22 protein-coding genes and 1 pseudogene are annotated in these 21,636 nt (G+C 68.6%); 10 read left to right on the top strand and 13 right to left on the bottom strand.

Annotated elements, in window-relative coordinates; genetic code table 11:
- Nucleotide 1: 1 nt before the first annotated feature.
- Together FBY40_RS14870 and FBY40_RS14875 are read right to left on the bottom strand one after the other, a co-directional pair.
- Complete coding sequence (locus FBY40_RS14870; RefSeq protein WP_141939546.1) at nucleotides 2-1,615, bottom strand: ABC transporter permease subunit; 1,614 nt, start codon at nucleotides 1,613-1,615, stop codon at nucleotides 2-4.
- 96 nt (nucleotides 1,616-1,711) lie between these two features.
- Complete coding sequence (locus tag FBY40_RS14875; protein ID WP_141939547.1) at nucleotides 1,712-2,965, bottom strand: sugar ABC transporter substrate-binding protein; 1,254 nt, start codon at nucleotides 2,963-2,965, stop codon at nucleotides 1,712-1,714.
- A gap of 317 nt (nucleotides 2,966-3,282) precedes the next feature.
- Here FBY40_RS14875 and FBY40_RS14880 point away from each other — a divergent pair, with 317 nt between their 5' ends.
- From FBY40_RS14880 to FBY40_RS14890, 3 genes are read left to right on the top strand one after another with little or no spacing between them, the layout of a single operon-like run.
- Entirely contained in the window at nucleotides 3,283-3,771 is a 489-nt protein-coding gene (locus FBY40_RS14880) for a YajQ family cyclic di-GMP-binding protein (protein ID WP_141939548.1), read from the top strand.
- Between the two features lie 17 nt (nucleotides 3,772-3,788).
- A complete protein-coding gene (locus FBY40_RS14885; RefSeq protein WP_141939549.1) occupies nucleotides 3,789-4,172 on the top strand; it encodes a DoxX family protein in 384 nt (127 codons plus the stop codon).
- 39 nt (nucleotides 4,173-4,211) lie between these two features.
- Nucleotides 4,212-5,240 carry an NADPH:quinone reductase gene (locus tag FBY40_RS14890; protein ID WP_141939550.1) on the top strand — a complete coding sequence of 343 codons (1,029 nt, stop codon included), beginning with the start codon at nucleotides 4,212-4,214 and terminating at the stop codon, nucleotides 5,238-5,240.
- A gap of 19 nt (nucleotides 5,241-5,259) precedes the next feature.
- Here the strand turns inward: FBY40_RS14890 and FBY40_RS14895 are convergent, their stop codons facing one another.
- Complete coding sequence (locus FBY40_RS14895; RefSeq protein ID WP_141939551.1) at nucleotides 5,260-6,315, bottom strand: zinc-dependent alcohol dehydrogenase; 1,056 nt, start codon at nucleotides 6,313-6,315, stop codon at nucleotides 5,260-5,262.
- Between the two features lie 105 nt (nucleotides 6,316-6,420).
- Between FBY40_RS14895 and FBY40_RS14900 the strand changes: the two genes are divergently transcribed.
- Entirely contained in the window at nucleotides 6,421-6,966 is a 546-nt protein-coding gene (locus FBY40_RS14900) for a universal stress protein (RefSeq protein WP_141939552.1), read from the top strand.
- A 61-nt stretch (nucleotides 6,967-7,027) separates the two neighbouring features.
- Nucleotides 7,028-7,453 (top strand): GyrI-like domain-containing protein, encoded by a 426-nt coding sequence (locus FBY40_RS14905; RefSeq protein WP_235015129.1) that lies wholly within the window; start codon nucleotides 7,028-7,030, stop codon nucleotides 7,451-7,453.
- Between the two features lie 311 nt (nucleotides 7,454-7,764).
- Here FBY40_RS14905 and FBY40_RS17575 read toward each other — a convergent pair.
- Both FBY40_RS17575 and FBY40_RS14915 read right to left on the bottom strand, forming a co-directional pair.
- Nucleotides 7,765-8,136, bottom strand: a pseudogene (locus FBY40_RS17575) (alpha/beta hydrolase); the annotation flags it as partial.
- Between the two features lie 380 nt (nucleotides 8,137-8,516).
- Entirely contained in the window at nucleotides 8,517-9,182 is a 666-nt protein-coding gene (locus tag FBY40_RS14915; RefSeq protein ID WP_141939555.1) for a BON domain-containing protein, read from the bottom strand.
- A 176-nt stretch (nucleotides 9,183-9,358) separates the two neighbouring features.
- On the opposite strand from FBY40_RS14915, the gene FBY40_RS14920 reads away from it, so the two are divergent.
- Nucleotides 9,359-11,047, top strand: coding sequence for a sensor histidine kinase (locus tag FBY40_RS14920; RefSeq protein ID WP_141939556.1), 1,689 nt, complete (start codon nucleotides 9,359-9,361; stop codon nucleotides 11,045-11,047).
- Between the two features lie 226 nt (nucleotides 11,048-11,273).
- Here FBY40_RS14920 and FBY40_RS14925 read toward each other — a convergent pair whose 3' ends face one another.
- Both FBY40_RS14925 and FBY40_RS14930 read right to left on the bottom strand, forming a co-directional pair.
- Entirely contained in the window at nucleotides 11,274-12,641 is a 1,368-nt protein-coding gene (locus tag FBY40_RS14925; RefSeq protein WP_141939557.1) for an MBL fold metallo-hydrolase RNA specificity domain-containing protein, read from the bottom strand.
- Entirely contained in the window at nucleotides 12,638-13,192 is a 555-nt protein-coding gene (locus tag FBY40_RS14930) for a hypothetical protein (RefSeq protein WP_141939558.1), read from the bottom strand. The genes FBY40_RS14925 and FBY40_RS14930 overlap by 4 nt, the downstream gene beginning before the upstream one ends.
- A 131-nt stretch (nucleotides 13,193-13,323) precedes the next feature.
- On the opposite strand from FBY40_RS14930, the gene FBY40_RS14935 reads away from it, so the two are divergent.
- From FBY40_RS14935 to FBY40_RS14945, 3 genes are read left to right on the top strand one after another with little or no spacing between them, the layout of a single operon-like run.
- Nucleotides 13,324-14,301: a 1-phosphofructokinase family hexose kinase gene (locus tag FBY40_RS14935; protein ID WP_141939559.1), complete on the top strand. Its 978-nt coding sequence runs from the start codon at nucleotides 13,324-13,326 to the stop codon at nucleotides 14,299-14,301.
- 38 nt (nucleotides 14,302-14,339) lie between these two features.
- The gene (locus FBY40_RS14940; RefSeq protein WP_141939560.1) at nucleotides 14,340-15,179 is read left to right on the top strand and encodes a universal stress protein; all 840 of its coding nucleotides are present in this window, start codon (nucleotides 14,340-14,342) and stop codon (nucleotides 15,177-15,179) included.
- Nucleotides 15,179-15,652, top strand: a complete 474-nt coding sequence (locus tag FBY40_RS14945; RefSeq protein ID WP_141939561.1) for a hypothetical protein — start codon at nucleotides 15,179-15,181, stop codon at nucleotides 15,650-15,652. The genes FBY40_RS14940 and FBY40_RS14945 overlap by 1 nt, the downstream gene beginning before the upstream one ends.
- A gap of 2 nt (nucleotides 15,653-15,654) precedes the next feature.
- Here the strand turns inward: FBY40_RS14945 and FBY40_RS14950 are convergent, their stop codons facing one another.
- Nucleotides 15,655-16,302 (bottom strand): response regulator, encoded by a 648-nt coding sequence (locus FBY40_RS14950; RefSeq protein ID WP_141939562.1) that lies wholly within the window; start codon nucleotides 16,300-16,302, stop codon nucleotides 15,655-15,657.
- A 166-nt stretch (nucleotides 16,303-16,468) separates the two neighbouring features.
- Here FBY40_RS14950 and FBY40_RS14955 point away from each other — a divergent pair, with 166 nt between their 5' ends.
- Nucleotides 16,469-17,035 carry a pyridoxamine 5'-phosphate oxidase family protein gene (locus tag FBY40_RS14955; RefSeq protein WP_160141417.1) on the top strand — a complete coding sequence of 189 codons (567 nt, stop codon included), beginning with the start codon at nucleotides 16,469-16,471 and terminating at the stop codon, nucleotides 17,033-17,035.
- On the opposite strand, the gene FBY40_RS14960 is transcribed toward FBY40_RS14955, so the two are convergent.
- The 5 genes from FBY40_RS14960 to FBY40_RS14980 all read right to left on the bottom strand — a co-directional run bounded on the left by FBY40_RS14960 (nucleotide 17,027) and on the right by FBY40_RS14980 (nucleotide 21,578).
- On the bottom strand, nucleotides 17,027-18,031 hold the full coding sequence (locus FBY40_RS14960) for an alpha/beta hydrolase (protein WP_141940220.1): 1,005 nt from the start codon (nucleotides 18,029-18,031) through the stop codon (nucleotides 17,027-17,029). The genes FBY40_RS14955 and FBY40_RS14960 overlap by 9 nt on opposite strands.
- A 35-nt stretch (nucleotides 18,032-18,066) precedes the next feature.
- Nucleotides 18,067-18,252: a hypothetical protein gene (locus FBY40_RS14965; protein WP_124294046.1), complete on the bottom strand. Its 186-nt coding sequence runs from the start codon at nucleotides 18,250-18,252 to the stop codon at nucleotides 18,067-18,069.
- A gap of 67 nt (nucleotides 18,253-18,319) precedes the next feature.
- Entirely contained in the window at nucleotides 18,320-19,693 is a 1,374-nt protein-coding gene (locus tag FBY40_RS14970; RefSeq protein WP_141939564.1) for an FAD-dependent oxidoreductase, read from the bottom strand.
- Nucleotides 19,694-19,745: 52 nt separating this feature from the next.
- On the bottom strand, nucleotides 19,746-20,801 hold the full coding sequence (locus FBY40_RS14975; protein WP_141939565.1) for a polyprenyl synthetase family protein: 1,056 nt from the start codon (nucleotides 20,799-20,801) through the stop codon (nucleotides 19,746-19,748).
- Nucleotides 20,802-20,840: 39 nt separating this feature from the next.
- On the bottom strand, nucleotides 20,841-21,578 hold the full coding sequence (locus FBY40_RS14980; RefSeq protein WP_268815538.1) for a demethylmenaquinone methyltransferase: 738 nt from the start codon (nucleotides 21,576-21,578) through the stop codon (nucleotides 20,841-20,843).
- Nucleotides 21,579-21,636 lie beyond the last annotated feature (58 nt).

Consider the following 21,636-nt stretch of genomic DNA (forward strand, 5'->3'; position numbering starts at 1 on the left):
CTCAGTTCAGCTCCTCGAGGACCTTGGTCTGTCGGAAGCTCACGTAGGAGATGACGGCGACCAGGATGAAGATGATGATCGAGAACGCGCTCGCGAGCCCGTAGTCGCGGTTGGCACCGACGAAGGCCACCTTGTAGACCATGGAGATCAGGATGTCGGTGGCGCCGACGTTGATCGACGCGTCGGCGAACCTCGGCCCGCCGTTGGTGAGCATGTAGACGATGTTGAAGTTGTTGAAGTTGAACGCGAACGACGAGATCAGCAGCGGGGCGACCGAGACCAGGAGGAGCGGGAACTTGATGTGGCGGAAGACCTGCCACACGCCCGCACCATCGACGCGGCCCGCCTCCTGGATGTCATCGGGGATCGACTGCAGCGCTCCCGTGCACACCAGGAACATGTAGGGGAACCCGAGCCAGAGGTTGACGATGAGGATCGCGACCTTCGCGAGTATGGGGTCGAGCAACCACGGTATGGAGGCGCCGCCCAGGAGCACCTGGTTGATGAATCCGAAGTCCTGGTTGAACATGCCCGCCCAGATCAGCGCCGACAGGAAGGCCGGGAACGCGTACGGGAGGATCAGGATGACGCGGTAGTACTTGCGGCTCTTCATCTTCGGGTCGTTGAACACGACGGCGAGGAAGAGCCCGAGGACGAAGGTGGTCGCTACCGAGAGGAAGGCGAAGACGAAGGTCCAGACCAGGACCGCGATGAACGGGCCACGGATGGATTCCTCGGTCACGGCGCGGACGAAGTTCTCCCCGCCGACCCAGACCTGCCATCCCGGCAGGATCTCGGTTCCGTCGTCGGCGGTGAAGGCACCGGTGCCGATGTCGCGGTAGACCACACCCGTTTCGGTGTTGGTCATCGTGTCGGCGACGGGATCCCACTCCAGACTCGACTGGAACAGGTAGGCGTTCGAACCGTCGGTGGTGCGCAGGTAGCCGTCGTTCAGATCGTCGTCGAGCGGGACGGTCAGCGCGCCGATCTCGGCCTGATTGGCGAGGATCTGCGAGAAGTCGAGCACGTCGTAGCCCGCAGCCTCGGGCGAGGAGATCGATTCCAGCGGCATCTCGTTGCCACCGACGCTGAGGTCTCCGGTCTCGGGGTCCTCCACGACGAGGAAGAACTCCCCGTCGCGGGTGGCGATCTGCACCGGGTACGTGGCGGAGTCCTCCACGCGCGTCTGCGACTGCTGGAGGAGGGAGGTGATCGCGTCTTCCTTGTCGGAGTTGTGCCCCGACCCGTAGTTGGTGAACGCGATGTAGACGGTGTAGAGCACCACGAAGATCTGGAAGATGAAGAGGAACACCAGACCGGGCGCGAGGTACTTGGCCGGGAGGAGTCCCGGGATGAGGTAGATCGCGTTGAGGACGACCACGCCGACCGCGATGGCCACCGCGATGACCCACTGCTCCTGGACGACGAGAACGAGGATCGCGTAGATCGCCATCGCATCGACGATGCCCAGGGCGACGATCTTGAACAGCCACACCTTCCAGCCGGCCGAGGCGGCGTCGGCGAAGGCCGCGGCGCGGCGGCGGCGCTTCTCCGTGGCCGGATCGGTACGACGATCGGACGCGCGGTCGTGGGTGTCGAGTGTCGGAATCGTCATCGAGGCTCCTTGGCGGACGATCGACGGCGCGGTCGATCTGTCGGGAAAAGGGGTTCGGCGGGGATGCCGCGTGAGCGACACCCCCGCCGAAGGCGATCAGCCGATCTTGCCCTGGATGTTCTCGGCCATGGTCGTCCAGCTGGAGACCGGGTCGGAACCCTGGATGATGGCGACCTCGGTGGTGCCCCAGTCATCCCACACGGCACCCATCTGAGGGATGCTCGGCATCGGCACAGCCTCGGCACCCACCGATGCGAAGCCGGCGACGATCGGGTCGGCCTGCGCCGCCTCGAAGGACTCGGTGAGCGCGGGGGCACGGCCACCGGCCTCGAACAACGCGGTCTGCACCTCGGGGGTCGCGATGTAGTTCACGAGGAACTCGTTCGCGGCGAGGGCGTTCTCCGACTGCGAGCTGAGGAAGAAGGTCTGCACGCCGGCGAACGGACGGGCGATGTCACCACCAGCTGAGGGGATCGGGTCGACGGCGACGTTGACGCCGGCGTCCACCGCGTCAGCGATGTTCCACGGACCGGTGAGGAAGAACGGCGCCTGACCGGCGTTGAAGGCCTCTTTGGCGAGGTCGCCGTCGAGGTTGAGGTTGAACACGCCCGCGGCGCCCTGCTGGCCGAGCCACGTCGCGAACTGCTGCCCGGCCTCGTCACCGATGGTGAGGTTGGCCGCGTCGTACGAGCCGTCCGCGTTCTGGGCGAAGACCGAGTTCCCGAAGGAGGTCTGGAACGGGTACAGGTGGTAGGGGTCGGAGTTCTGCGGGTTCAGGCCCACCACGAACGGGTACTGCGTACCGGCCGCGGTGCCCTTGGCGATCATGTCGTCGAAGTTCGTGGGCGCCTCGGGAACGAGGTCGGCGTTGCGGACCAGCGCGATGTTCTCGATCGCGTAGGGCAGGCCGTAGGTGTTGCCGTCGTAGGTGACCGCCGCGATGGCGACCTCTTCGAACTCGGCGGCCTTGTCGCCGAGCTCGACGGGCGCGACGACGCCGTCCTGCACGAAGGCGCCGGTCCAGTCGTGACCACCGATAGTGATGTCGGGGCCCTCACCGCTCGGGACCTGCGTGATGAAGTCCTGCTGAATGTCCTCGTACTCCTTGACCACGAGGTCGACGGCGATGCCCTTCTCTTCTTCGAAGGCGGTCGCGACATCCTGGAGGGCGCGCTCACGATCGGCGTCGACCCAGACGGTCAGGGTGTTCTCGGCGGCACCGGAGTCGCCACCGTTGTCGGCGCCACCGGAGCTCTCGCCACCGCCGCCGCCCGCGCAGCCGGCGAGCACAACGGCCCCGCCGACCAGGAATGCGCTGAGACCCAGCGCACGCTTGTTCATCACCTTCATCGGTGTTCGCCTCTTTCTTTGGGAGGGCGACAGGTCCGCGGGAGGCGGCTCCCTTGTCGCCAGCTCGTGTTGCAAGCGCTTACAGTTTGCGTCAGTCGCACGTCGTTCGCAATCCCACGAGTCGGTCGATACCATCCTGTGACCGTTCCGCCGCCGGATTTGTGCCGCAGCCACAACGACGGACCCGTGCTTCAGGTTTGGAAGCGCTTACACCTACAGGCGGGAATTGTTGTTGTTTCCGAGATTTTCCCTGTGGGGCACCGCGGTCGCCGCGGGCTTCCCGGATCGACGGGCGAGGGGCTCGCTAGACTCCCGGCATGGCCGACTCAAGTTTTGACATCGTCTCGAAAATCGATCGGCAGGAAGCCGACAACGCCCTGAACCAGGCGCGCAAAGAGGTCGAGCAGCGCTACGACTTCAAGGGCACCGACGCCTCCATCGAGTGGAGCGGCGAAGCGATCCTCATCAAGGCGAATTCCGAGGAGCGCGCCAAGGCGGTGCTCGACGTCTTCCAGACGAAGCTCATCAAGCGCGGCATCTCGCTGAAGAGCCTCGACTCGGGAGAGCCGACGGCGAGCGGCAAGGAGTACCGCATCGTCTCGACCCTCAAGGAGGGCATCTCGCAGGAGAACGCCAAGAAGATCGGCAAGATCATCCGGGATGAGGCGCCGAAGTCGGTGAAGTCGCAGATCCAGGGCGACGAGCTGCGCGTGCAGTCGAAGTCTCGCGATGATCTGCAGGAGGTCCAGCGCCTGCTCAAGGCCGCCGACCTCGACGTCGACCTGCAGTTCGTCAACTACCGGTAACCGGCGGATCGGGTTCTGTGGACTTCTGGCGCTCAGGAGCGCGTTGGCTCCTCGCCGCACTCCTCGCCGCCGCGGGGATCTCTCATCTCACCTGGGGTCGGCGGGGGTACCGGATCGTGGTTCCCGACTGGGCGAGACGAACGACCGGCCTGAGCAAAGACGCCATCGTCATCGGCTCGGGCGTCGCCGAACTCCTGCTCGCCGGCGCCGTCGCCACGATTCCCCGGGAACGCAGCGTGGGGTGGCTGGTCGCGGCGTTCTTCGTCGCCGTCTTCCCGGGCAACGTCCACCAGTGGCGTACCGGCCGATCAGCCCCCCTGCTGCGCACCGACCGCGCGCGTCTCACCCGCCTGTTCCTTCAACCTGTTCTGGTCGTGTGGGCGCTGTGGGCGAACCGCTGACCGGGAATGGGCGAGGGTGACGCAGGCGTTGGGGATCCCATGCGATCGATCGTCTACTCCCGCACCGGCGACTCCTCCGTCCTGACCGCTGTCGAGCGAGATCTCCCGCAGCCCGGACCCGGCGAGGTGCGCATCCGCGTCGCGGTGTCGGGGGTGAATCCCACCGACTGGAAGGCGCGTCGGAACGGGGCTGCCGCCGCGACCTTCGGTGAGGTCACCCCGAACCAGGATGGCGCCGGCATCGTCGACGCCGTCGGCGCCGGCGTCGGCTCGCCCGCCGTGGGAGACCGCGTCTGGCTTTATCTCGCGCAGCACGAGCGACCGACGGGGACCGCCCAGGAATACACCGTCGTTCCTGCCGAACGTGCCGTTCCCCTTCCGGAAGGAATCGGTTTCGATATCGCCGCCAGCCTCGGCGTTCCTGCGATGACCGCCCACCGCGCCCTCACCGTGCACGAAGACGGCCCCGACCGCCTGTCGCCCGGCGCACTGGCGGGGCGCACTGTTCTCGTCGCCGGCGGCGCAGGCGCCGTCGGCCACGCGGCCATCCAACTGGCCCGCTGGGCGGGAGCCACCGTCATCGCCACGGTCTCCAGCGACAAAAAGGCCGTGCTCGCTCGGAGCGCGGGCGCGGACCACACCGTGAACTACCGCACCGAAGACACCGCCCGTCGCATCCTGGAGATCGCTCCTGGCGGGGTCGAGCACATCGTCGAGGTGTCGCCGGCCGACAACTTCGCTCTCGACACCGACGTCATCGCCAATCACGGAAGCATCGCCTACTACGCCGACAACGGCGGTGACGAGGCGGCCATAGCCATCATGCCGACCTTCGCGAAGAACATCCGATTCCAGGGTCTGCTCATGTACACCGTGGGCGAGCGTGCGCTGACGGCGGCGGCCGAAGACATCACGGCGGCGCTCCGCGACGGCGCCCTGCCCGTCGGCGAGGACGCGGGGCTCCCCCTGACGTGGTTCGGCCTCGACGACAGCGCGGCAGCCCACGACGCCGTGGAGAACGGCGCGATCGGCAAGGTCCTGATCGACGTCTCCGGCGATAACCACTGACCAGAAACAGCCCTGGAGGTCAGCCCGTCGTCCTCGACGCCGGACGCGGCAGCAGGTCCGCGGTGTGGTACGCGAAGACGAGTCGTGCCGGCACCCGCCCGGTGAGGACCTCCTCCACCGCCTCATTGACGTCCTCGAGATCCCGCTCCTCAGCGATCACCCGGGTGCGTCCCGCGGCATGCAGGTCGAAGACCTCCGTCAAATCCTGCCGCGTGCCCACGATCGAGCCGATGACACTGATTCCGCGAAGGACTGTCTCGAAGACCGGAAGGGTGTACTCCCCGGCAGCGGGCAACGCCACCAGCACCAGTCGTCCCCCGCGATTGAGGGCGTCGAATGCCTGGCGAGTCACCTCCGGTGCGACCGCGAGGACGATCGCCACATCTGCGCCGCCGAGTCGCCCGATCGCCGCCGCCGGGTCCTCTGCCGCCGCATTCACGACGTGGTCGGCACCCAGCTCCTCGGCGAGCTCGAGCTTGTCGTCGGTCACATCGATAGCGATCACCTTGGCCCCGACCAAACGGGCGTACTGCACAGCCAGGTGACCGAGTCCCCCGACGCCGAAGATCGCCACGGTCTCGTCCGGTCGGACTCGCGCGTTCTTCACGGCCGCGTACGTCGTCACCCCCGCGCAGGTGAGCGGCGCAGCATCCACAGGATGGACGCCGTCGGGGACGGAAACGACGAAGCGGGCGTCGGCGACCAGATATTCGGCGTACCCGCCCGGCACCGAGAAACCCGTGTTCGCCTGGTTGACGCAGAGGTTCTCGCGCCCATCGATGCAGTAGCGGCAGCGACCGCATGCCCGTCCGAGCCACGGCACAGCGACGCGCTGGCCCACCCGCGGCTCGGTCACGCCGGCACCGTGCCCCTCGACGATCCCCACCGCCTCGTGTCCGGGGATCAGCGGGAAGGTCGCTGACACCGGCCAATCGCCGTTCATCGCATGGATGTCGGTGTGGCACAGCCCGCACGTCTCGACGCGAAGGAGCACCTGACCGGGCCCCGGTTCGGGAACCGGAAGCTCCTCCACCTGCGCCGACGCACCGGCACGACTGACGACTGCTGCTTTCACGACTGGTCCTCCTCAGGCTGATGGAGGGAGTCTGCTCGTTCCCTCACGCGCGCCAGTGGGACCTTCGACCCCCGCGGAGAACGGATCGCGCACGACGATGGCCGCATGCGCGCCTCCCAGACCGACACCGCTGTCTCACCCGCCCCCGGTGAAGAGTCCCTCCCCTGGTCGCAACCGGGGATCCTCGTGGGGGTCGACGGCTCGGAATCCGCCGCCGCTGCGCTGGAGTACGCGGTCGAGATCGCCCCGAAACTGGGGCTGCCCGTGCATGCCATGGCCGTCTGGGACGATCCGGGTCTGATCTGGGGAGACGCCCCCACGCCCGACGTCCGCACGGACTACGAAGAGCTGGCACGCGATCTCGCGTCCCGCGCTGCCCTGGAGATCTTCCCGGAGGGGCCGCCACCGTGGCTGACCACCGGGACGCGCCGCGGCACGGCCGAGCACACGCTCGTCGACGCGTCGGAGCACGCGGCGATGCTGGTGCTGGGCTCACACGGCCGCAGTCGGATCGGCAGCCTCTTCCTCGGGTCTGTGAGCGCGGTGTGCGCCTCGCACGCAGCTTGTCCGGTGATGATCGTCCGCCACCGCTCGCGCCGCGGCACATCGTCGACGCCGGAGACGACGACAGCGGGTCGCGACCGTGTCTGACGATGTGCGCGTCGTCCGGCACGACGCTGAGCTCACGGCGGGTGTTCGCCGACGCGTGGCGATGTCGGAACTGACCGACTTCTTCGCCGCGGCCTACACCGAGACAGCCAGAGCTTTGGAGGAGCAGGGGACGGCCCCGATCGGACCGCCGTTTGGAAAGTACTACGGGGTACCCGACACGACCGTCGACGTCGAGGCGGGCTTTCCCGTTGCGGGGACGATGCGCCCGCAGGGGAACGTCCACCCCGGGGAGCTCCCGGCGGGCCTGGTCGCAGAGGCGATCCATGAGGGGTCCTACGACACCATGCATCAGACCTACGCGGCGGTGCAGCGACACTGCGACGCGGTCGGATTGACACCGGGGCCGGTCTGTTGGGAGCAGTATCTGAGCGACCCCGAGGTCGAGCCTGATCCCGCGCGGTGGCGCACCCTGATCCGCTGGCCCGTCACCGATCCCCTCGGGGGGGTGAGCAGCGCGTCCTGGTAGAACGCGATCACTCGCTCACGCCACTGGTGACGGTCGGTGGTCAGGGCGCCGGTATGGTCGGCACCCGACGCCACCCACACCGATGTTTGCGAAGGAGCGGCGGCCGCCAGGCGTTCGGCGACGAGTTGTTCGTCGGCTACCGTTCCCGCAGCGATCATCAGCACCTCGGTGTGCTGCGGGAGCATGCGAACGGCGTCGTCGAGAGAACCCGGCATCTCGGCGGGGCTGAGCAGATCGGTGAGAGTGAACGTGCCGGCATCCAGCAGATTCTGCAGGCTCCCGCGCAGCCCGTAGGTCTCCGAAAGCCACCATTTGTCCGCCGCAACCCTCCCGGTCGCCCCCTCCGCCACGACAGCGCGGATGCGGGGGTCGGACGAGGCCGCACCGATCGCCTCCTCACCCCCCATCGACAGTCCGAGCACGCCGACGGCGGAGATGGCCGGATGCGCGCGGCCGAGCACCTCGTCCACGGCCGCGGTGATGTCCTCGTCGCCGTACCAGCCCAGCTCCATGCCGTGTCCTTCGCTGAGACCGTGACCCCGTGCGTCGGTGGCGAGAACGCTGAAACCCGCCTCGTTCAAGACCCGAGCATGCGCCTCGACGTCATTGGCCGTCGACCCGGCGCCGTGTCTCACGATCACCGCCGCTCCGTTGTCTCCGGCGAGGAACCATCCCGCGAACATCACTCCCGCCTCCGAGGAGAAGCGCACCTCCCGTGCACCGTCGGGTGTGCCGGACCGGACGGGGTGGGGCGGGTGAGCCGCGGCGAGCGCGATGGACGAGCTGTAAACCCCCGACGCGAGCAGGACGACAAGGGCGGGGATGACGGCGAGCGACCACCAGCGAAGCGAGCGCGTCAGGGCCACCGCCGACCAGACGAGAAGCGTCAGGCCGAAGAGGCCGAGGATGACCGTGAGGACGGTGGAGCCGACCTGCCCGGCGCGAGGCAACGCCACCCCGAGGCCGATGGAGAGAGCCAGCCACGCGCCGATCAGGCCGAGCGAGCCCCATCGGAGCGGGTGTCCGCCGCGGTGATCATCAGCCACCAACGCCGGCACCCCGATCAGGCCGACGGGACGATGAGCCGATTGTCGACATCGGTGACGTGCGGCGTAGCCCACGCGGCACGTGCCGCTTCCTCGCGCTCGGTCCAGGTGGACACGGTGCCGGTGAGGGTGACCGTCGTACCCATCACCGCGACATCGATCTGTCGCGCCTGCAGCAGTGCTTTTCGCGATATCGCTCGTCGAATGCGATCCTCGGTGTCCGCGCTGGCCGGACGCTCCCGCAGAGTGAGCATGTTGTCGACGGTGGAGACGCCCCGGAGGAACTGCACGGCCCGCGTCGCGGCGTAGCGCTCGGAGTTTCCCCGCACCTCCCCGATCAGGGTGACGTCATGGCCGTGGACGATCGCCTGCACGGAGTCGGGCACGGTGATCGCCGCACGCAGTGCGCGCTCGACCTCTTTGGCGACGTCCGCTTGCGTCACCGGCCACTTGGTCCGCGGATGCACCGTCAGCGCATCGACGAGCGTGCGAACGCCGCGGACCCGAAGCGCTGCCTTCGTCGCTGCCCTTCGCTCGGCGTTCGTCGCCACCTCGCCGGAGAGCGTGACCGCGCCGCCACGCACGGAGACGCCGATCTCGGCGGCATCCAGGTCGGGATTCCCTTCCAGCTCCGCTTCGACGTCCGTCTTCACGATGAGATCGTGCTCCGTCTTCGTGGCCATGGTGAGCTTCTCTTTCCTTGGGGGGCGAGGTCATCGTGCACCTCCGCCCCTCGTCCGCCCGGGTCGTTGGTCCTGCGACGGGCGGTGATCGCCACGGGTGCAGCCTGCGCCTTGTCGCCGCACCTGCGGCGGAGTAGCGTGGGGTCTCCAGCGGACGCAGGGGGCGGGAGCGGTCCATGAGTGACTCCCCGGGTTTTCTCGACGGCTCGCGATCGCATCTCGAGAAAACCCTCGACGATCTGATCGCCGACGCTCAGCGCGTGCTCACCGCGGAGACGCGCGTGAGAAGCCTGCTCGCCGCCAACCGGGCAGTGACAGAAGAACTCGACCTCGACCACACGCTGCATCGGATCGTCGAGGTCGCCGCCGCCCTCGTCAAGGCGGAGTACGCGGCCCTGGGCGTTCTCGGCGGCGACGGCAGGCTGGAGCGGTTCATCCATACCGGAATGAACCCTGCCCAGGTCGAGGCCATCGGCCGCCTGCCCGAAGGACGTGGTCTGCTGGGCGCCGTCATCGAGGAGGCGCGAACGATCCGTCTCCGCGACCTCGCCGAAGATCCGCGATCTGTCGGCTTCCTCCCGCTTCACCCGCCCATGCACGGGTTTCTCGGAGTTCCGGTGCGTACGAGGGACGAGGTCTTCGGCAACCTCTACCTGACCAACCCCGCGGCGGGGGAATTCACTTCCGAAGACGCGGAGCTGATCGAAGCATTGGCAGCCACAGCGGGAATCGCGATAGACAACGCCCGACTGTTCGAGCGAGCCGTGCGACAGCGACGACTGGCCAGTGCGCTGTCGAGCATCAGCGGCGCGCTCCTCGCCCCTGCGGGCGAGGACCCGATGGACATCGTGGTCCGCGGACTCAGCGACGTCGTCGCAGCCGACCTCGTCACGATCGTGGTGCCCGAGCAGGAGGGGAGGATGCATCGGGTGGTCGCCGTCTGGGGCGAGCACGCCGTGCAGTTGGAGGGAACCCTCCACCCGGCGGAATCCTCGGTCGCCGAGCAGGCGATGAGGACCGGGAAGATCGCCACCGTGAGCCACAGGCGCTCCTACCTCGACGGCCGCCTCGTGCTCGGGTCCACCGCCGCGGTGCCCTTCGTCGCGACGCAGGCCCCCACGGGAGCCATCCTCGTCGCACGACATCCCGACCGGCCGCACCTCACTCAAGCTGACCTCGAAGCGGTGTCCGAGTTCGCCTCGCAGGCAGGCATCGCCGTGACCCTCGCGTGGGCACGCCGCGATCGACAGCGACTGGAAGTGATGGAGGATCGAGCCCGAATCGCCCGGGATCTCCATGACCATGTCATCCAGCGCCTGTTCGCATCGGGCATCCGGCTGCAGGCCCTGGCATCGATCGACGGTCCGCACACCGCCGCGCTCGAGGGCGAGGTCACCGAGATCGATGCCGCGATCAACGACATCCGCGCGGCGATCTTCACCCTCCGCACCCGCCCCGAGTCGGGTGTTCCGGTGGCGAGGCACCGGGTGATCGACGTCATCACCGAACTCTCACCCACCCTGACCTCCCCTCCCCGTCTGACCTTCCGCGGTCCTGTCGACCTCGTTCTGAGCGGCGACCTCGCCGACGACGTCGTCGCGGTCATCCGCGAATCCCTTGCGAACATCTCCCGGCACGCCGGGGCGACGGCGTCCTCCGTGTCGGTCGAGGCGACCGACAGCGCTGTGACCGTGATCGTCGAGGACGACGGACACGGGCCGCCGTCGCACGTGACCCGCCGTGGGGGAACGAAGAACCTGGACGACCGGGCGTCCCGGCGCGGGGGCACCTACGCGCTCACGACCGGCTCCGAGCGGGGCGCGCGGTCGGAGTGGCGCGTGCCTCTTCTTCCCGCCACGGGATGATGCGCAACGGCCACGAGACACCACAGCACGGGGAGACGCCCGTCGTCGCGGTCGCGCCTCCCCTGGCTGCGGCAGCCTGGTGTCATGACGCAGCCCGTCACGACACGTCCGAAACGGCTGCGCGGGTGCGACCCGCGCTGTCACGATAGGCGCACGCAGCCGCCCTCCTCGGGACGAAAGTCTCTCCGGCGCCCGGCCCGGTGAGACGCGAAGGGTGGGCCACGGTTCAGATCGTCACCTTCTCCCCCTGCTCGGGGACGCGCGCAGCCCAGTGGAGTTCGCGCTCGATGCGCAGTCGCAGCGCATCGGCGGCCGCGGGCTCACCGTGGGTGACGTAGACCATGCTCGGCCGCGATCCGGTCCTCATCCAGTCGATCGTCTGACGGGCGTCGGCATGAGCCGACATGGTGTGCAGATGGTGCACCTCTGCGCGGACGGCGACGTCTTTTCCGAAGATCCTGAGGGTGTCGGCACCCGCGAGCAGTGCAGCGCCTCGTGTTCCTCCCGCTTGGAATCCGGTGAGGACGATGGCGTTCTTGGGGTCGGGCCCGTATGCGACGAGGTGGTGCAGCACCCGGCCGCCGGTCAGCATCCCGCTGGCGGAGATGATGATCATCGGACCGCCGCGGAGATTCAGGAGCTTGGAGTCGTCGACGCTCCTGATCATCGTCGCGAGGTCGTACATGCGATCGAGTTCGGCCTGGTCGATCCGGTGTTCCGCGGCGTGTCGTCGATACACGTCCACGACGCTGACGGCCATCGGACTGTTGACGAAGATCGGGATGTCGGGGATGTCGCCGGCCGCCCGCAGGCGAGAGAGGTGAAGGAGGATCGTCTCCGTGCGCCCCACGGCGAAAGCCGGTATCAGAACGACGCCACCGGCTGCCGCGACCCTTCGCACGATCTCTCCGAGAACGACCTGCGGATCGGCCAATCCGTGGGAGTGATCGCCGTAGGTCGATTCCGTCACCAGGATGTCGCACGTCCCGAGCTCTTCCGGTGGCGGCATCAGCGGGTCATCCGGTCGTCCGAGATCGCCGGTGAATCGGACGACTCTGTCGCCGAGGCGCAGCGCGACCCCCGCCGCGCCGAGGATGTGTCCGGCGCGGATGAGAGAGAACTCGAACTCGTCGCCGATCCTCTGCGGCTCGTGGAAGGCCACCGGGTCCATCAGATGCATCGCCCGCTCGACGTCGTGCGTGTCGTAGAGCGGGCGCGGATGCTCGTGCCGAGACCATCCGCCCCGGGCGGCCGCCCGCGCTTCCTCCTCCAGGAGGTGGGCGCTGTCGGGAAGGAGGATCCCGCAGAGCTCCGCCGTGCCCTCGCTCGCGAAGATCGGGCCGTCGAAGCCGTCACGGACGAGAGCCGGCAGGTAGCCGGAGTGATCGAGGTGGGCGTGCGTCAGGATCACCGCATCGATCGAACTCGGATCGATGGGGAAGGGCGCGCGATTGCGCGCCCGCAGCACCTTGAAGCCCTGGAAGAGCCCGCAGTCGACCAAGACCCGGCGACCCGCACGCTCGACGAGGAACCGCGATCCCGTCACGGTGTCGGCCGCGCCGAGGAACCGGAGCGATCCTCCTGTCCCGGTCATGATGCGATGACCTGCGCAGAGACGATCCGCTCGGCGATCCTCATCCCCCAGCCCCGCGCGCGCTCCAGCTCGCCCGGAAGAAGATGGCTGTCTCGATCGACGAGGAAACTCTGAGGCTCGTCCAGATGAACCGATCCGAGCCGGAGCAATCGGCGGTCGATCGCCGCAGCCGCCGAGCCGGTGAAGATCCTGGGCATGTCGGCGCGGGTGTCGAAAGCGGCGTGGTGGCGGATGTGAGCGGGTTTGCCGTCGAGCCACTCTCGGACTCCGGTGCTTGCGCCCTCGGGTTCGAGGGTGTGGCGGGCGGGGTCGGTGATCGCCCACTGGACCGCGTCGTCGCGCGATTCGCGGCGGCTCAGGCCGTGAGCGTGAGTCGGGGCGCCGACGATGACGATCCGCTCCTCCCGCCCGGCGGCTTCGCGCACGGGGACGAGTGCGCAGTCCACGCGAGCACGAAGTCCCTCGATGATCGCCTCCGCGATGCGGCGGGTTGCGCCGAACATCGACTCGTAGACGATGAGCGCGCGCTCCATGACCTCTGCCTCCGCCATGACGCCTCCTCCTGCGCTCTCGTCATCCATCCAAGCGAGGGCGCGCGGGTGCGGAGGGGACCAAAGGCCCGGGAGCGAGGCGGCCGCCGGTAGACGCTGATGTCGCCGTCACGGCCGGGCAGGAGGACGCCATGCACCCCGCAGCAATCGTGACGCTCACCATGAACCCCGCCCTCGACGTGGCCACTCGCATCGACCGGCTGGAGCCGGAGCGGAAGCTCCGATGCGACACGCCCCGTTACGACCCGGGCGGAGGCGGAGTGAACGTGAGCAGGACGATCCGACGCCTGAACGGACGATCAGTGGCGATCTGCGCGCTGGGAGGGTCGTCCGCTGACACCTACCTCGAGCTGCTCGAGCGCGAAGGCGTGGAAACCGTGATCATTCCCATCGGGGGAACGACCCGCCAGAGCTTCACGGTGACGGAGACCACCACGGCTCGCCAGTACCGGTTCGTCCTGCCCGGTCCGGCTCTGACGGAAGCGGAGTGGCGGCACTGCCTGCAGATCGCGGTGGAGCGGAGCCCCCGCGAGGGATACCTTGTCGCCAGCGGCAGCCTCCCGCCCGGCGTGCCGACCGACTTCTACGCACAGCTGTCGAAGGCCGCAGGCCGCAACGGAAGCCGGGTGGTCCTCGACACGGCGGGCCCGGCCCTGTCGGCAGCCCTCGACGCGGGAGTATTCCTCATCAAGCCGAGCCGCGACGAGCTGGCACACCTCGCCGGAATCGATCCAGGGTCGTCCATCCCCGATCTCGTCGGCGTCGCCCGTGCGCTCATCCGTGCCGCACGCACGGAGCTGGTCGCGCTCAGCCTGGGCCGGGAGGGGGCCGTTCTGATCTCGCGCGACACCGAGATCTTCATCCCCGTTCCCGAAGTCAGAGTGATCAGCACCGTCGGGGCCGGCGACGCCTTCCTCGGCGGATTCATCTCGGCCCTCGCCACGGGCCGGGATCGGGGCGAAGCGCTGCGCATCGCGGTCGCAGCGGGAACGGCGACCGCGATGCGTCCGAGCACCGAGGTGTGTCGCATCGAGGACGTCGAGCAGCTGATGACCCGGCTGACACCGTCAGGGACTTTGTACCCTTCGCCGGAGCGCGGCTCGGCCTAGCCTCGACGCCACCCAGCTCTCGATACCGAAGGTCGCACATGGAATCGATCGTGCTCGGCTACGACGGCTCGCCGGCGTCGGTGGCCGCGCTGTCATGGGTAGCGGCGCGGGCTGCCCGCACGGTTGTCGGCGTCGATGTCGTGACGGTGATCTCGCGCTTCGCGCAGGAACGGAGTTCCGCCCTGCGACACCTCGGTAACGCCGAGGGCTTTCTTCGGGATCGCGTTCCCGGCATCGGGGTGCAGCTGCACCGGCTCGAAGGCGGCGTCGAGCCTGCCCTGACCCTCATGAGCAGCAACGCCGATGTGGTGGTCCTCGGTGTGACCCTCGGCCGCCCGGTCCGCGCGGCTCTGTCGGGTGCGCTGCCGCTGCAGGTCAGCGCCCGCTCCCGTGCACCGGTCGTGCTCGTGCCTGCCGAGTGGTCCGACCTCGGCGACCCCGTGACGGTGGGTGTGAGCGCGGACGACAGTTCGGATGCCGCCGTCGCCTTCGCCGCATGCGAGGCCGACCTCACGAGCGTCTCACTGCGGTTGGTCCATGCCTGGCAGATGCCTCCTCCGTCCTTCGCGGGCGACGCGGTCCCCACGGTCGATGCCGTCGTGGCTGAACACCGAGGCGTTCTGGACACGCGGATGCGCTGGGTCATCGCCCGTTATCCGAGCATGGGCCTCCGCAGCGACCTGGTGCGCGACCTCGCCGGACCGACGCTTCTCCGACACGCCGCGCACTCGTCTCTCCTGGTCATCGGAACTCATCACCGCGGCGTGGTGCAGGGCCGCCTGAGCGGATCCGTGGCCCAGGCCCTGGTGTGGCGGGTGCCGTGTCCCCTCGCAGTCGTGCCCGCGGAGACGACGGATGATGAAGGAGAGGAAGACTGATGCGCGCCATCCGAATCGCACTCATGACGGTGCAGTCGTTCATCGCGATCACCGCAGCGCTCGGGGGTGTCGCCCTCATCGTCGGCACGCTGTTGCCGTCCCTCGCGACTGTCTTCATGCCTCCCCTGGACTATCTGGCGGGCTCCCCGTTCTCCTCCTACCTCGTTCCGGGCCTGGCGCTCCTGCTGGTGGTGGGCGGGACACAGGCGGCCGCGCTGCTGCTCACGCTGACCCGCTCGCCGTGGTCTGCGGTCACCAGTGCGCTGGCGGGATTCGCCTGCCTCGCCTGGATCTTCGTGCAGATGATCTACATCCCCTTCAGCGTGCTCCAGCTGGTGTACGCGGCACTGGGGGGCATCGAGCTCGCGCTGACCATGTTGACACTGGGGATCTGGGACCAGCGGCGCGTGACCCACCGGTCGACCTTCGTCGCCGCCTCACGTTCCGAACCCGGACGCACGCACCGCGTCTGACGTCACCCGTCGGCGCGCTCCTGCGTGTGGTGCAGCTCCACGATGGCCGCCTGGGTGCGGCTGTCGACACCGAGCTTGCGAAGCAGCGACGAGACGTAGTTCTTGACCGTCTTCTCGGCGATGCCGAGGCGCTCACCGATCTGGCGGTTGGTCATGCCGTCCGCGATCAAGTGGAGGATCTGGCGCTCGCGCAGGCCGAGCGACCCCCATCGCGGGTCGTCGCTGTCGGCCTGGCTCCGAAGCGCCTGGGCCGAGCGCTGTCCCAGCGGACTGTCCACCAGGCGCCGTCCGGCGGCGATGGCGCGGATCGCCGCCACGAGCCCGGTTCCCCGGATGTCCTTCAGGACGTAACCGGCCGCACCGGCGAGCGTCGCAGCGTGCAGCGCCGCATCGTCGTCGAATGCGGTGAGGATCAGGCAGCGTACGTCGGGGAGACGCGACCCGATCTCCCGGCACAGATCGATCCCGTTCCCGTCAGGCAGATGGACATCGAGAACCGCGATGTCGGGGCGCGTCGCCTCGATGCGGCTGAGCCCATCACGGACTGTCCCCGCCTCGCCGATGACCTCGATGTCGGAATGAGCCTCGAGGATGTCGGCCAGCCCACGGCGGAGGATCTCGTGATCGTCGACGAGGAAGACGCGGATCATGACGGACTCCTTCCGGCTGAGCCCCGGATCCACGGCGATACGGGTCGGGCGTTGCGATCAAGGCTACGGTCGCGCAACCACCCAGAGAAGACCCGCACGGGACCTTCGTTCCTCCTTCGCTTCGCGACAGGGGTTCGGATGGGAACCGGAACGGAAGGAGTCCCCCTTGGCCGAGACATCACGCGCACGAGATCTGACCACCGCGGAATGCTGGTCGCTGCTCGAGAACGGGGACATCGGACGACTCGCCGTCACCCGCACCGACGGAACGCCGGATATCTTCCCCGTCAACTTCGTCGCGCATGAGGGAGCGGTGTACATCCGCAGCGCGCCCGACGCGAAGGTCGTCAGTCTGGACGCGCGGCCGGCCGCCGCCTTCGAGATCGACGGTCACGATGACGAAGGAACGTGGAGCGTGGTCGTGCGAGGCACGGCGGCGCGTACCGTCGACGACGTGGAGATCGACGGCAGCGGTATCCGGCGGATCGTGACGGTGAGTCCTCGCCACAAGCCCCACGTTCTGAAGCTGGCGGCCCGGACCGTGACGGGTCGGCGATTCACCGACCCGTTCCCCGTTCCGTCTCCGGGCGACGAGCACGGCATCTCCTTCCCCAGCAGCAGGCCGAGGTTTCTCCGCCCCGAACCCATTCCCTCGCACCGTCCCTGGTCGGAGGGCGCGTCGCTCGAGCCATCGGAAGAGAGCCGAGAGGCGTCGGATCCGCCGTCAGCGTGACAGCATCGCGGTCGTCCAGCGCCCCATCCGCTCGTAAGCCTCGGCGCGCGCCTCGCGCCGGGACAGGAAGACATCGTGCAGCGCGCCGTCGATCCGCTCGATCGTCACCGATGAACCGAGCTTGAGCGCCGCGCGCGCGATGTCGTCGACCACCAGCACCGAATCAGCGCGGGTGAGCTCGTCATCCCAGCGCGTCGGCGCCACGCTCCGCGCCGACAGCAGCACACAGACCGGCACCGAGATACCGAGCCCTTTCGAGACCGCCGCGTGCCCTGCGACGATCGCCCGCATCCACCCCACGTGCACGGGCAGGCTGCGTTCCGGTCGCCACGCGAGATCCACCTGCACGGGGTCGTCGGCATCCGCCACCTCGGCCTGCGCCCGCGCGTAGAAACCTCCGTCCACCTGTGGCCACAGATCCAGCGGCCGACGACGGGAGTGGATGTCGAGCACCGGCGTGATCGCCTGCCGCACCGACGCACTCAGCTGGAATTCGAGCCACGGGCTGTTCAAGACGATCGCAGCGGCAGCGCCCGGATGACGCGCGGCCCACAGACTCAGGGTCAGCCCCCCGGTCGAGTGCCCGAAGAGCACGAGGCGTCGCTCCCCCGTGCCATCCGCTCTCCTCCCCATCGCGGTCAGCGCTTCGGCGATGTCGGCGTCGTAGTCGGTGAGGTCGCCGATGTAGCCCGGTGTCTGACCGGGCCGGAGGCTCCGGCCGTACTTCCGCAGGTCCAGAGCGTAGAACCTCGCGCCGCGCTCGACCCAGAACCGAGCGAGACGCGTCTGGAAGAAGTAGTCCGACCACCCGTGGACGTACAGCACGTCGACGTCGGCGAAGGGCCGCGGCCGTCCCGCGAAGAACTCCCGGACCGACCGGCGGGGCATCAGTCGCACGAGCGTCGCGACGACCGCGCCCTCATCGTCATCGGAGAGCGGCAGCGTCAGCTGCTCGAACGGCGCCCCGAGGACGTCCGGCGCCCAGCCCTCGGTCATCCGATCGGCCTCGCGTCGGGTCACCGACCCAGCGGCTACCAGTTGCCGGGATTCGAGTCCCGATTCTCGTGACGGCTGAGCGTCACCGGCAGCGCCACGGCGGCGCAGATGATGAGCACCCCAGCGGCGAACAGCACGGCGCCGAAGTCAGGGAAGTTGAAGCTCGCCCCCAGGATCCACATCCCGCCTACGAGCAGGACCATGTACAGCGCGATCAGCATGGGGTGACCTCCTGGTGAAGGGAAACTCCCCCCAGCCTATCCGGGTCGCAGCACCTGCCGCAGGCGACTACTCCCCGCGCGAGACCGCGATCATCTCGTCACGGGGCACGACCTTGATGCGCGCGCGGCCGTGCGGCGCGCCGAGAGCCACCTCGTGCTCGTCGAGGCGGTGCCAGCCGTCGAGGTCGGTCCACGCGACTCCGCGCGATTCCAGCAGCGCGGGGATGGCCTCCTCCGACGGATCGGTCGGTTGCCACCACGAACCCTGGTCGTTGATGATGTGACGCACGGTCTCCATCGCGTCGGACTTGGTGTGGCCGATCAGGCCCACCGGCCCGCGCTTGATCCATCCGGTCGCGTACACGCCGGGGACCCGCTCATTCGAGTCCTTGCGCAGCACCTGGCCCTCGTGGTTGGGGATGACCCCGTGGCGCTTGTCGAACGGCACTCCCGGCAGCGGCGACCCGAAGTAGCCGACCGCACGGTAGATCGCCTGCACGGCGACCTCGCGGATCTCGCCGGTGCCCACGACACCGCCCTCGCCGTCGGGGCGGGTGCGCTCGTACACGAACGCCGACACCCGGCCGTTGTCGTCGGTCTTGACCTCGACGGGCTTCGCCCAGAAGTGCAGATGCAGGCGACGCGAGGCCTCACCCCCGGCGTTGTTGACGCTCGGGCGCTTGCGCCACGCCTGCAGCACGCGGTCGATGACCATCACCTGCTTGTTGCTCGCGATGGCGTCCTTCGAGGCCTCGTCGTAATCGAAATCCTCGTCGTAGACGACCATGTCGACATCGCGCAGCTCGCCGAGCTCGCGAAGCTCCAGCGGGGTGAACTTCACCTGCGCGGGGCCACGGCGGCCGAACACGTGCACGTCGGTCACCGGCGAAGCCTTCAGGCCCTCGTAGACGTTGTCGGGGATCTCGGTGGGGAGCAGGTCCTCGGCATGCTTGGCGAGCATCCTCGAGACGTCGAGCGCGACGTTGCCGTTCCCGATGACGGCCACCGACTCCGCATCCAGCGGCCAGGTGCGCGGCACGTCGGGGTGGCCGTCGAACCAGCTGACGAAGTCGGCCGCGCCGTAGGAGCCCTCGGCGTCGATCCCGGGGATGCGCAGGTCGGTGTCGCGCACCGCGCCGGTGGCGAAGATCACCGCGTTGTAGTGCTGCTTGAGGTCGTCGAGCGTGATGTCCTCACCGAAGCGGACGTTGCCGAAGATGCGGATGTCACCGCGGTCGAGCACTTCGCGCAGCGCCGTGATGATGCCCTTGATGCGCGGGTGGTCGGGGGCCACCCCGTAGCGCACCAGTCCGTAGGGGGCGGGCAGCTGCTCGAACAGGTCGATGGAGACGTCGAAGCGACGCTCCGCCTTCAGCAGGATGTCGGCGGCATAGATGCCGGCGGGTCCTGCACCGACGATGGCAAGCCTGAGCTTGGTCATGAAGTCCTTTCTGACGGATGCCGCGCCGCGGCGTTCCCGGGTGCGCCGCCGATCAGCTCGCGCGATCGGCGACCGCCCGCGCGAAGCGCGTCAGCGCATCGCGCACCGGCCCTTCGGGCAGCGGCTCCAGCGCATCGATCGCTTCAAGAGAGTACCGGTGCGCGAGCTCCCGCGTGGCCTCGGTCGTCTCGTGCTCGCGGAGTTCGGCGAGGGGGCTGTCGAGGATCGCGGGGTCGGCGCCCTCGGCGATCCGCTCCACGCCTTCGTCGATCGTCTCGCGCAGTCGCACCGCATCGGCGTCTCGCCGCTGACCGAGCAGCAGGAACGGCATCGTGGGGACGCCCGCACGCAGGTCGGTGCCGGGCACCTTGCCGGTCTCACCGGGGTCGGGCGAGAGGTCGATCACATCGTCGAGCAGCTGGAAGGCGACACCGGCCTTCTCTCCGAACACCACCATGGGCGCCTCGAAGGCGGGGTCGGCGTCGGAGAAGATCACGCCGGCCTGCGCGGCCGCGGCGATCAGCGAGCCGGTCTTGTCCGAGAGCACCTGCAGGTAGAACTCAACCGGGTCATCGTCCTCGGTGGCGCCGACGGTCTCGTGCATCTGTCCGAGCACGAGACGCTCGAAGGTGTCGGCCTGGATCCGGATGGCGCGCTCCCCCAACCGCGCCATGATCTGGCTGGCGCGGGAGAAGAGCAGGTCGCCGGTGAGGATCGCGACGTTGTTGCCCCACACCGCGTGCGCGGCGGGCACCCCGCGACGCTTGTCCGCGACATCCATCACGTCGTCGTGGTACAGCGAGCCGAGGTGGGTCATCTCCAGCGCCGAGGCCGCTTCGACGACTTCGTCCGTGACCCCGTCACCCAGCTGGGAGGTCAGGAGCGCGAGAGTGGGGCGCACGCGCTTCCCGCCGGCGTTGTACAGATAGCGGCTGGTGGCGTTGGCGAGCGCGTCGGTCACGCGCAGTTCGCTGCGCAGGTGTTCGTCGACGCGCGCGAGCCCGTCCTCGACCGCCGCGAGAAGGCGACGGGCCCCGGGCCCGGCGAAGACCCGCTCGGTCAGGCTCAGCTGACCGGTGATCGGCGAGCCGGGAGCGGAAGGAGTCACGGATCCAGCCTAGCGGCGCGCGGATCGCAGGCGGTCGCCTCAGGGCTTGCGGCCCCGGTGCAGGGCGACGATGCCCATCGACAGGTTGCGGAACGCGACATCGGTCCATCCCGCCTCGCGGATCCAGGCCGACAGCGTGCGCTGGTCGGGCCAGTCGCGGATCGACTCGTTCAGATAGTCGTACGCCTCGGCGTTCGAGCTCACGGCCTTCGCCACCGTCGGCAGCACGCGGTCGTTGTAGAAGCGGTACAGCCGGTTGAAGGCGCCCGACGGCGGCTGCGAGAACTCGCAGATCACCACGCGTCCGCCGGGTCGGGTCACCCGCCACAGCTCCCGCAGAGCCTTCTTCGGATCATTGACGTTGCGCAGACCGAACGACATCGTGACGGCATCGAACTCCGCGTCGCCGAACGGCAGGTCGGTCGCGTCCGCCTGCACGAACCTCAGATTCCCGATGCCGCCACCCGGCGACGACGCCCCGTAACGGCGCTCGCCTTCGGCGATCATTCCGGGTGAGAAATCGGCGGCCACCACCTGGGCTCCGCTCTTGGCGAGCGCGACGCTGGACGCGCCGGTGCCGGCGGCGAGGTCGAGGATGCGCTCGCCCGGCCGCGGCGAGACCGCGCGGGTCGTCGCCGCACGCCACATCCGGTCGTTGCCGAGGCTCAGAACGGTGTTCGTGCGGTCGTAGCCGCGGGCGACCTGATCGAACATGCCGCTGACGCGTCGCGGATCCTTACCGAGGTCGGCGCGGTTGGGTTCGCGATCGGTCGTCACGGGTCGAGTCTAAGCGCGTCGCCGTCGTCGCAGACCGGGTGAGCACGGGTGCGCATCC

The organism is Microbacterium sp. SLBN-154, from assembly GCF_006715565.1.
Classification (GTDB): Bacteria; Actinomycetota; Actinomycetes; order Actinomycetales; family Microbacteriaceae; genus Microbacterium.

What these genes read in the sequence shown, in the direction of transcription:
- FBY40_RS14870 (WP_141939546.1), bottom strand. Translation starts at nt 1,615, where the DNA reads ATGACGATTCCGACACTCGACACCCACGACCGCGCGTCCGATCGTCGT.
- FBY40_RS14875 (WP_141939547.1), bottom strand. Translation starts at nt 2,965, where the DNA reads ATGAAGGTGATGAACAAGCGTGCGCTGGGTCTCAGCGCATTCCTGGTC.
- FBY40_RS14880 (WP_141939548.1), top strand. Translation starts at nt 3,283, where the DNA reads ATGGCCGACTCAAGTTTTGACATCGTCTCGAAAATCGATCGGCAGGAA.
- FBY40_RS14890 (WP_141939550.1), top strand. Translation starts at nt 4,212, where the DNA reads ATGCGATCGATCGTCTACTCCCGCACCGGCGACTCCTCCGTCCTGACC.
- FBY40_RS14900 (WP_141939552.1), top strand. Translation starts at nt 6,421, where the DNA reads ATGCGCGCCTCCCAGACCGACACCGCTGTCTCACCCGCCCCCGGTGAA.
- FBY40_RS14905 (WP_235015129.1), top strand. Translation starts at nt 7,028, where the DNA reads ATGTCGGAACTGACCGACTTCTTCGCCGCGGCCTACACCGAGACAGCC.
- FBY40_RS14915 (WP_141939555.1), bottom strand. Translation starts at nt 9,182, where the DNA reads ATGGCCACGAAGACGGAGCACGATCTCATCGTGAAGACGGACGTCGAA.
- FBY40_RS14920 (WP_141939556.1), top strand. Translation starts at nt 9,359, where the DNA reads ATGAGTGACTCCCCGGGTTTTCTCGACGGCTCGCGATCGCATCTCGAG.
- FBY40_RS14925 (WP_141939557.1), bottom strand. Translation starts at nt 12,641, where the DNA reads ATGACCGGGACAGGAGGATCGCTCCGGTTCCTCGGCGCGGCCGACACC.
- FBY40_RS14930 (WP_141939558.1), bottom strand. Translation starts at nt 13,192, where the DNA reads ATGGCGGAGGCAGAGGTCATGGAGCGCGCGCTCATCGTCTACGAGTCG.
- FBY40_RS14935 (WP_141939559.1), top strand. Translation starts at nt 13,324, where the DNA reads ATGCACCCCGCAGCAATCGTGACGCTCACCATGAACCCCGCCCTCGAC.
- FBY40_RS14940 (WP_141939560.1), top strand. Translation starts at nt 14,340, where the DNA reads ATGGAATCGATCGTGCTCGGCTACGACGGCTCGCCGGCGTCGGTGGCC.
- FBY40_RS14945 (WP_141939561.1), top strand. Translation starts at nt 15,179, where the DNA reads ATGCGCGCCATCCGAATCGCACTCATGACGGTGCAGTCGTTCATCGCG.
- FBY40_RS14950 (WP_141939562.1), bottom strand. Translation starts at nt 16,302, where the DNA reads ATGATCCGCGTCTTCCTCGTCGACGATCACGAGATCCTCCGCCGTGGG.
- FBY40_RS14960 (WP_141940220.1), bottom strand. Translation starts at nt 18,031, where the DNA reads ATGACCGAGGGCTGGGCGCCGGACGTCCTCGGGGCGCCGTTCGAGCAG.
- FBY40_RS14965 (WP_124294046.1), bottom strand. Translation starts at nt 18,252, where the DNA reads ATGCTGATCGCGCTGTACATGGTCCTGCTCGTAGGCGGGATGTGGATC.
- FBY40_RS14970 (WP_141939564.1), bottom strand. Translation starts at nt 19,693, where the DNA reads ATGACCAAGCTCAGGCTTGCCATCGTCGGTGCAGGACCCGCCGGCATC.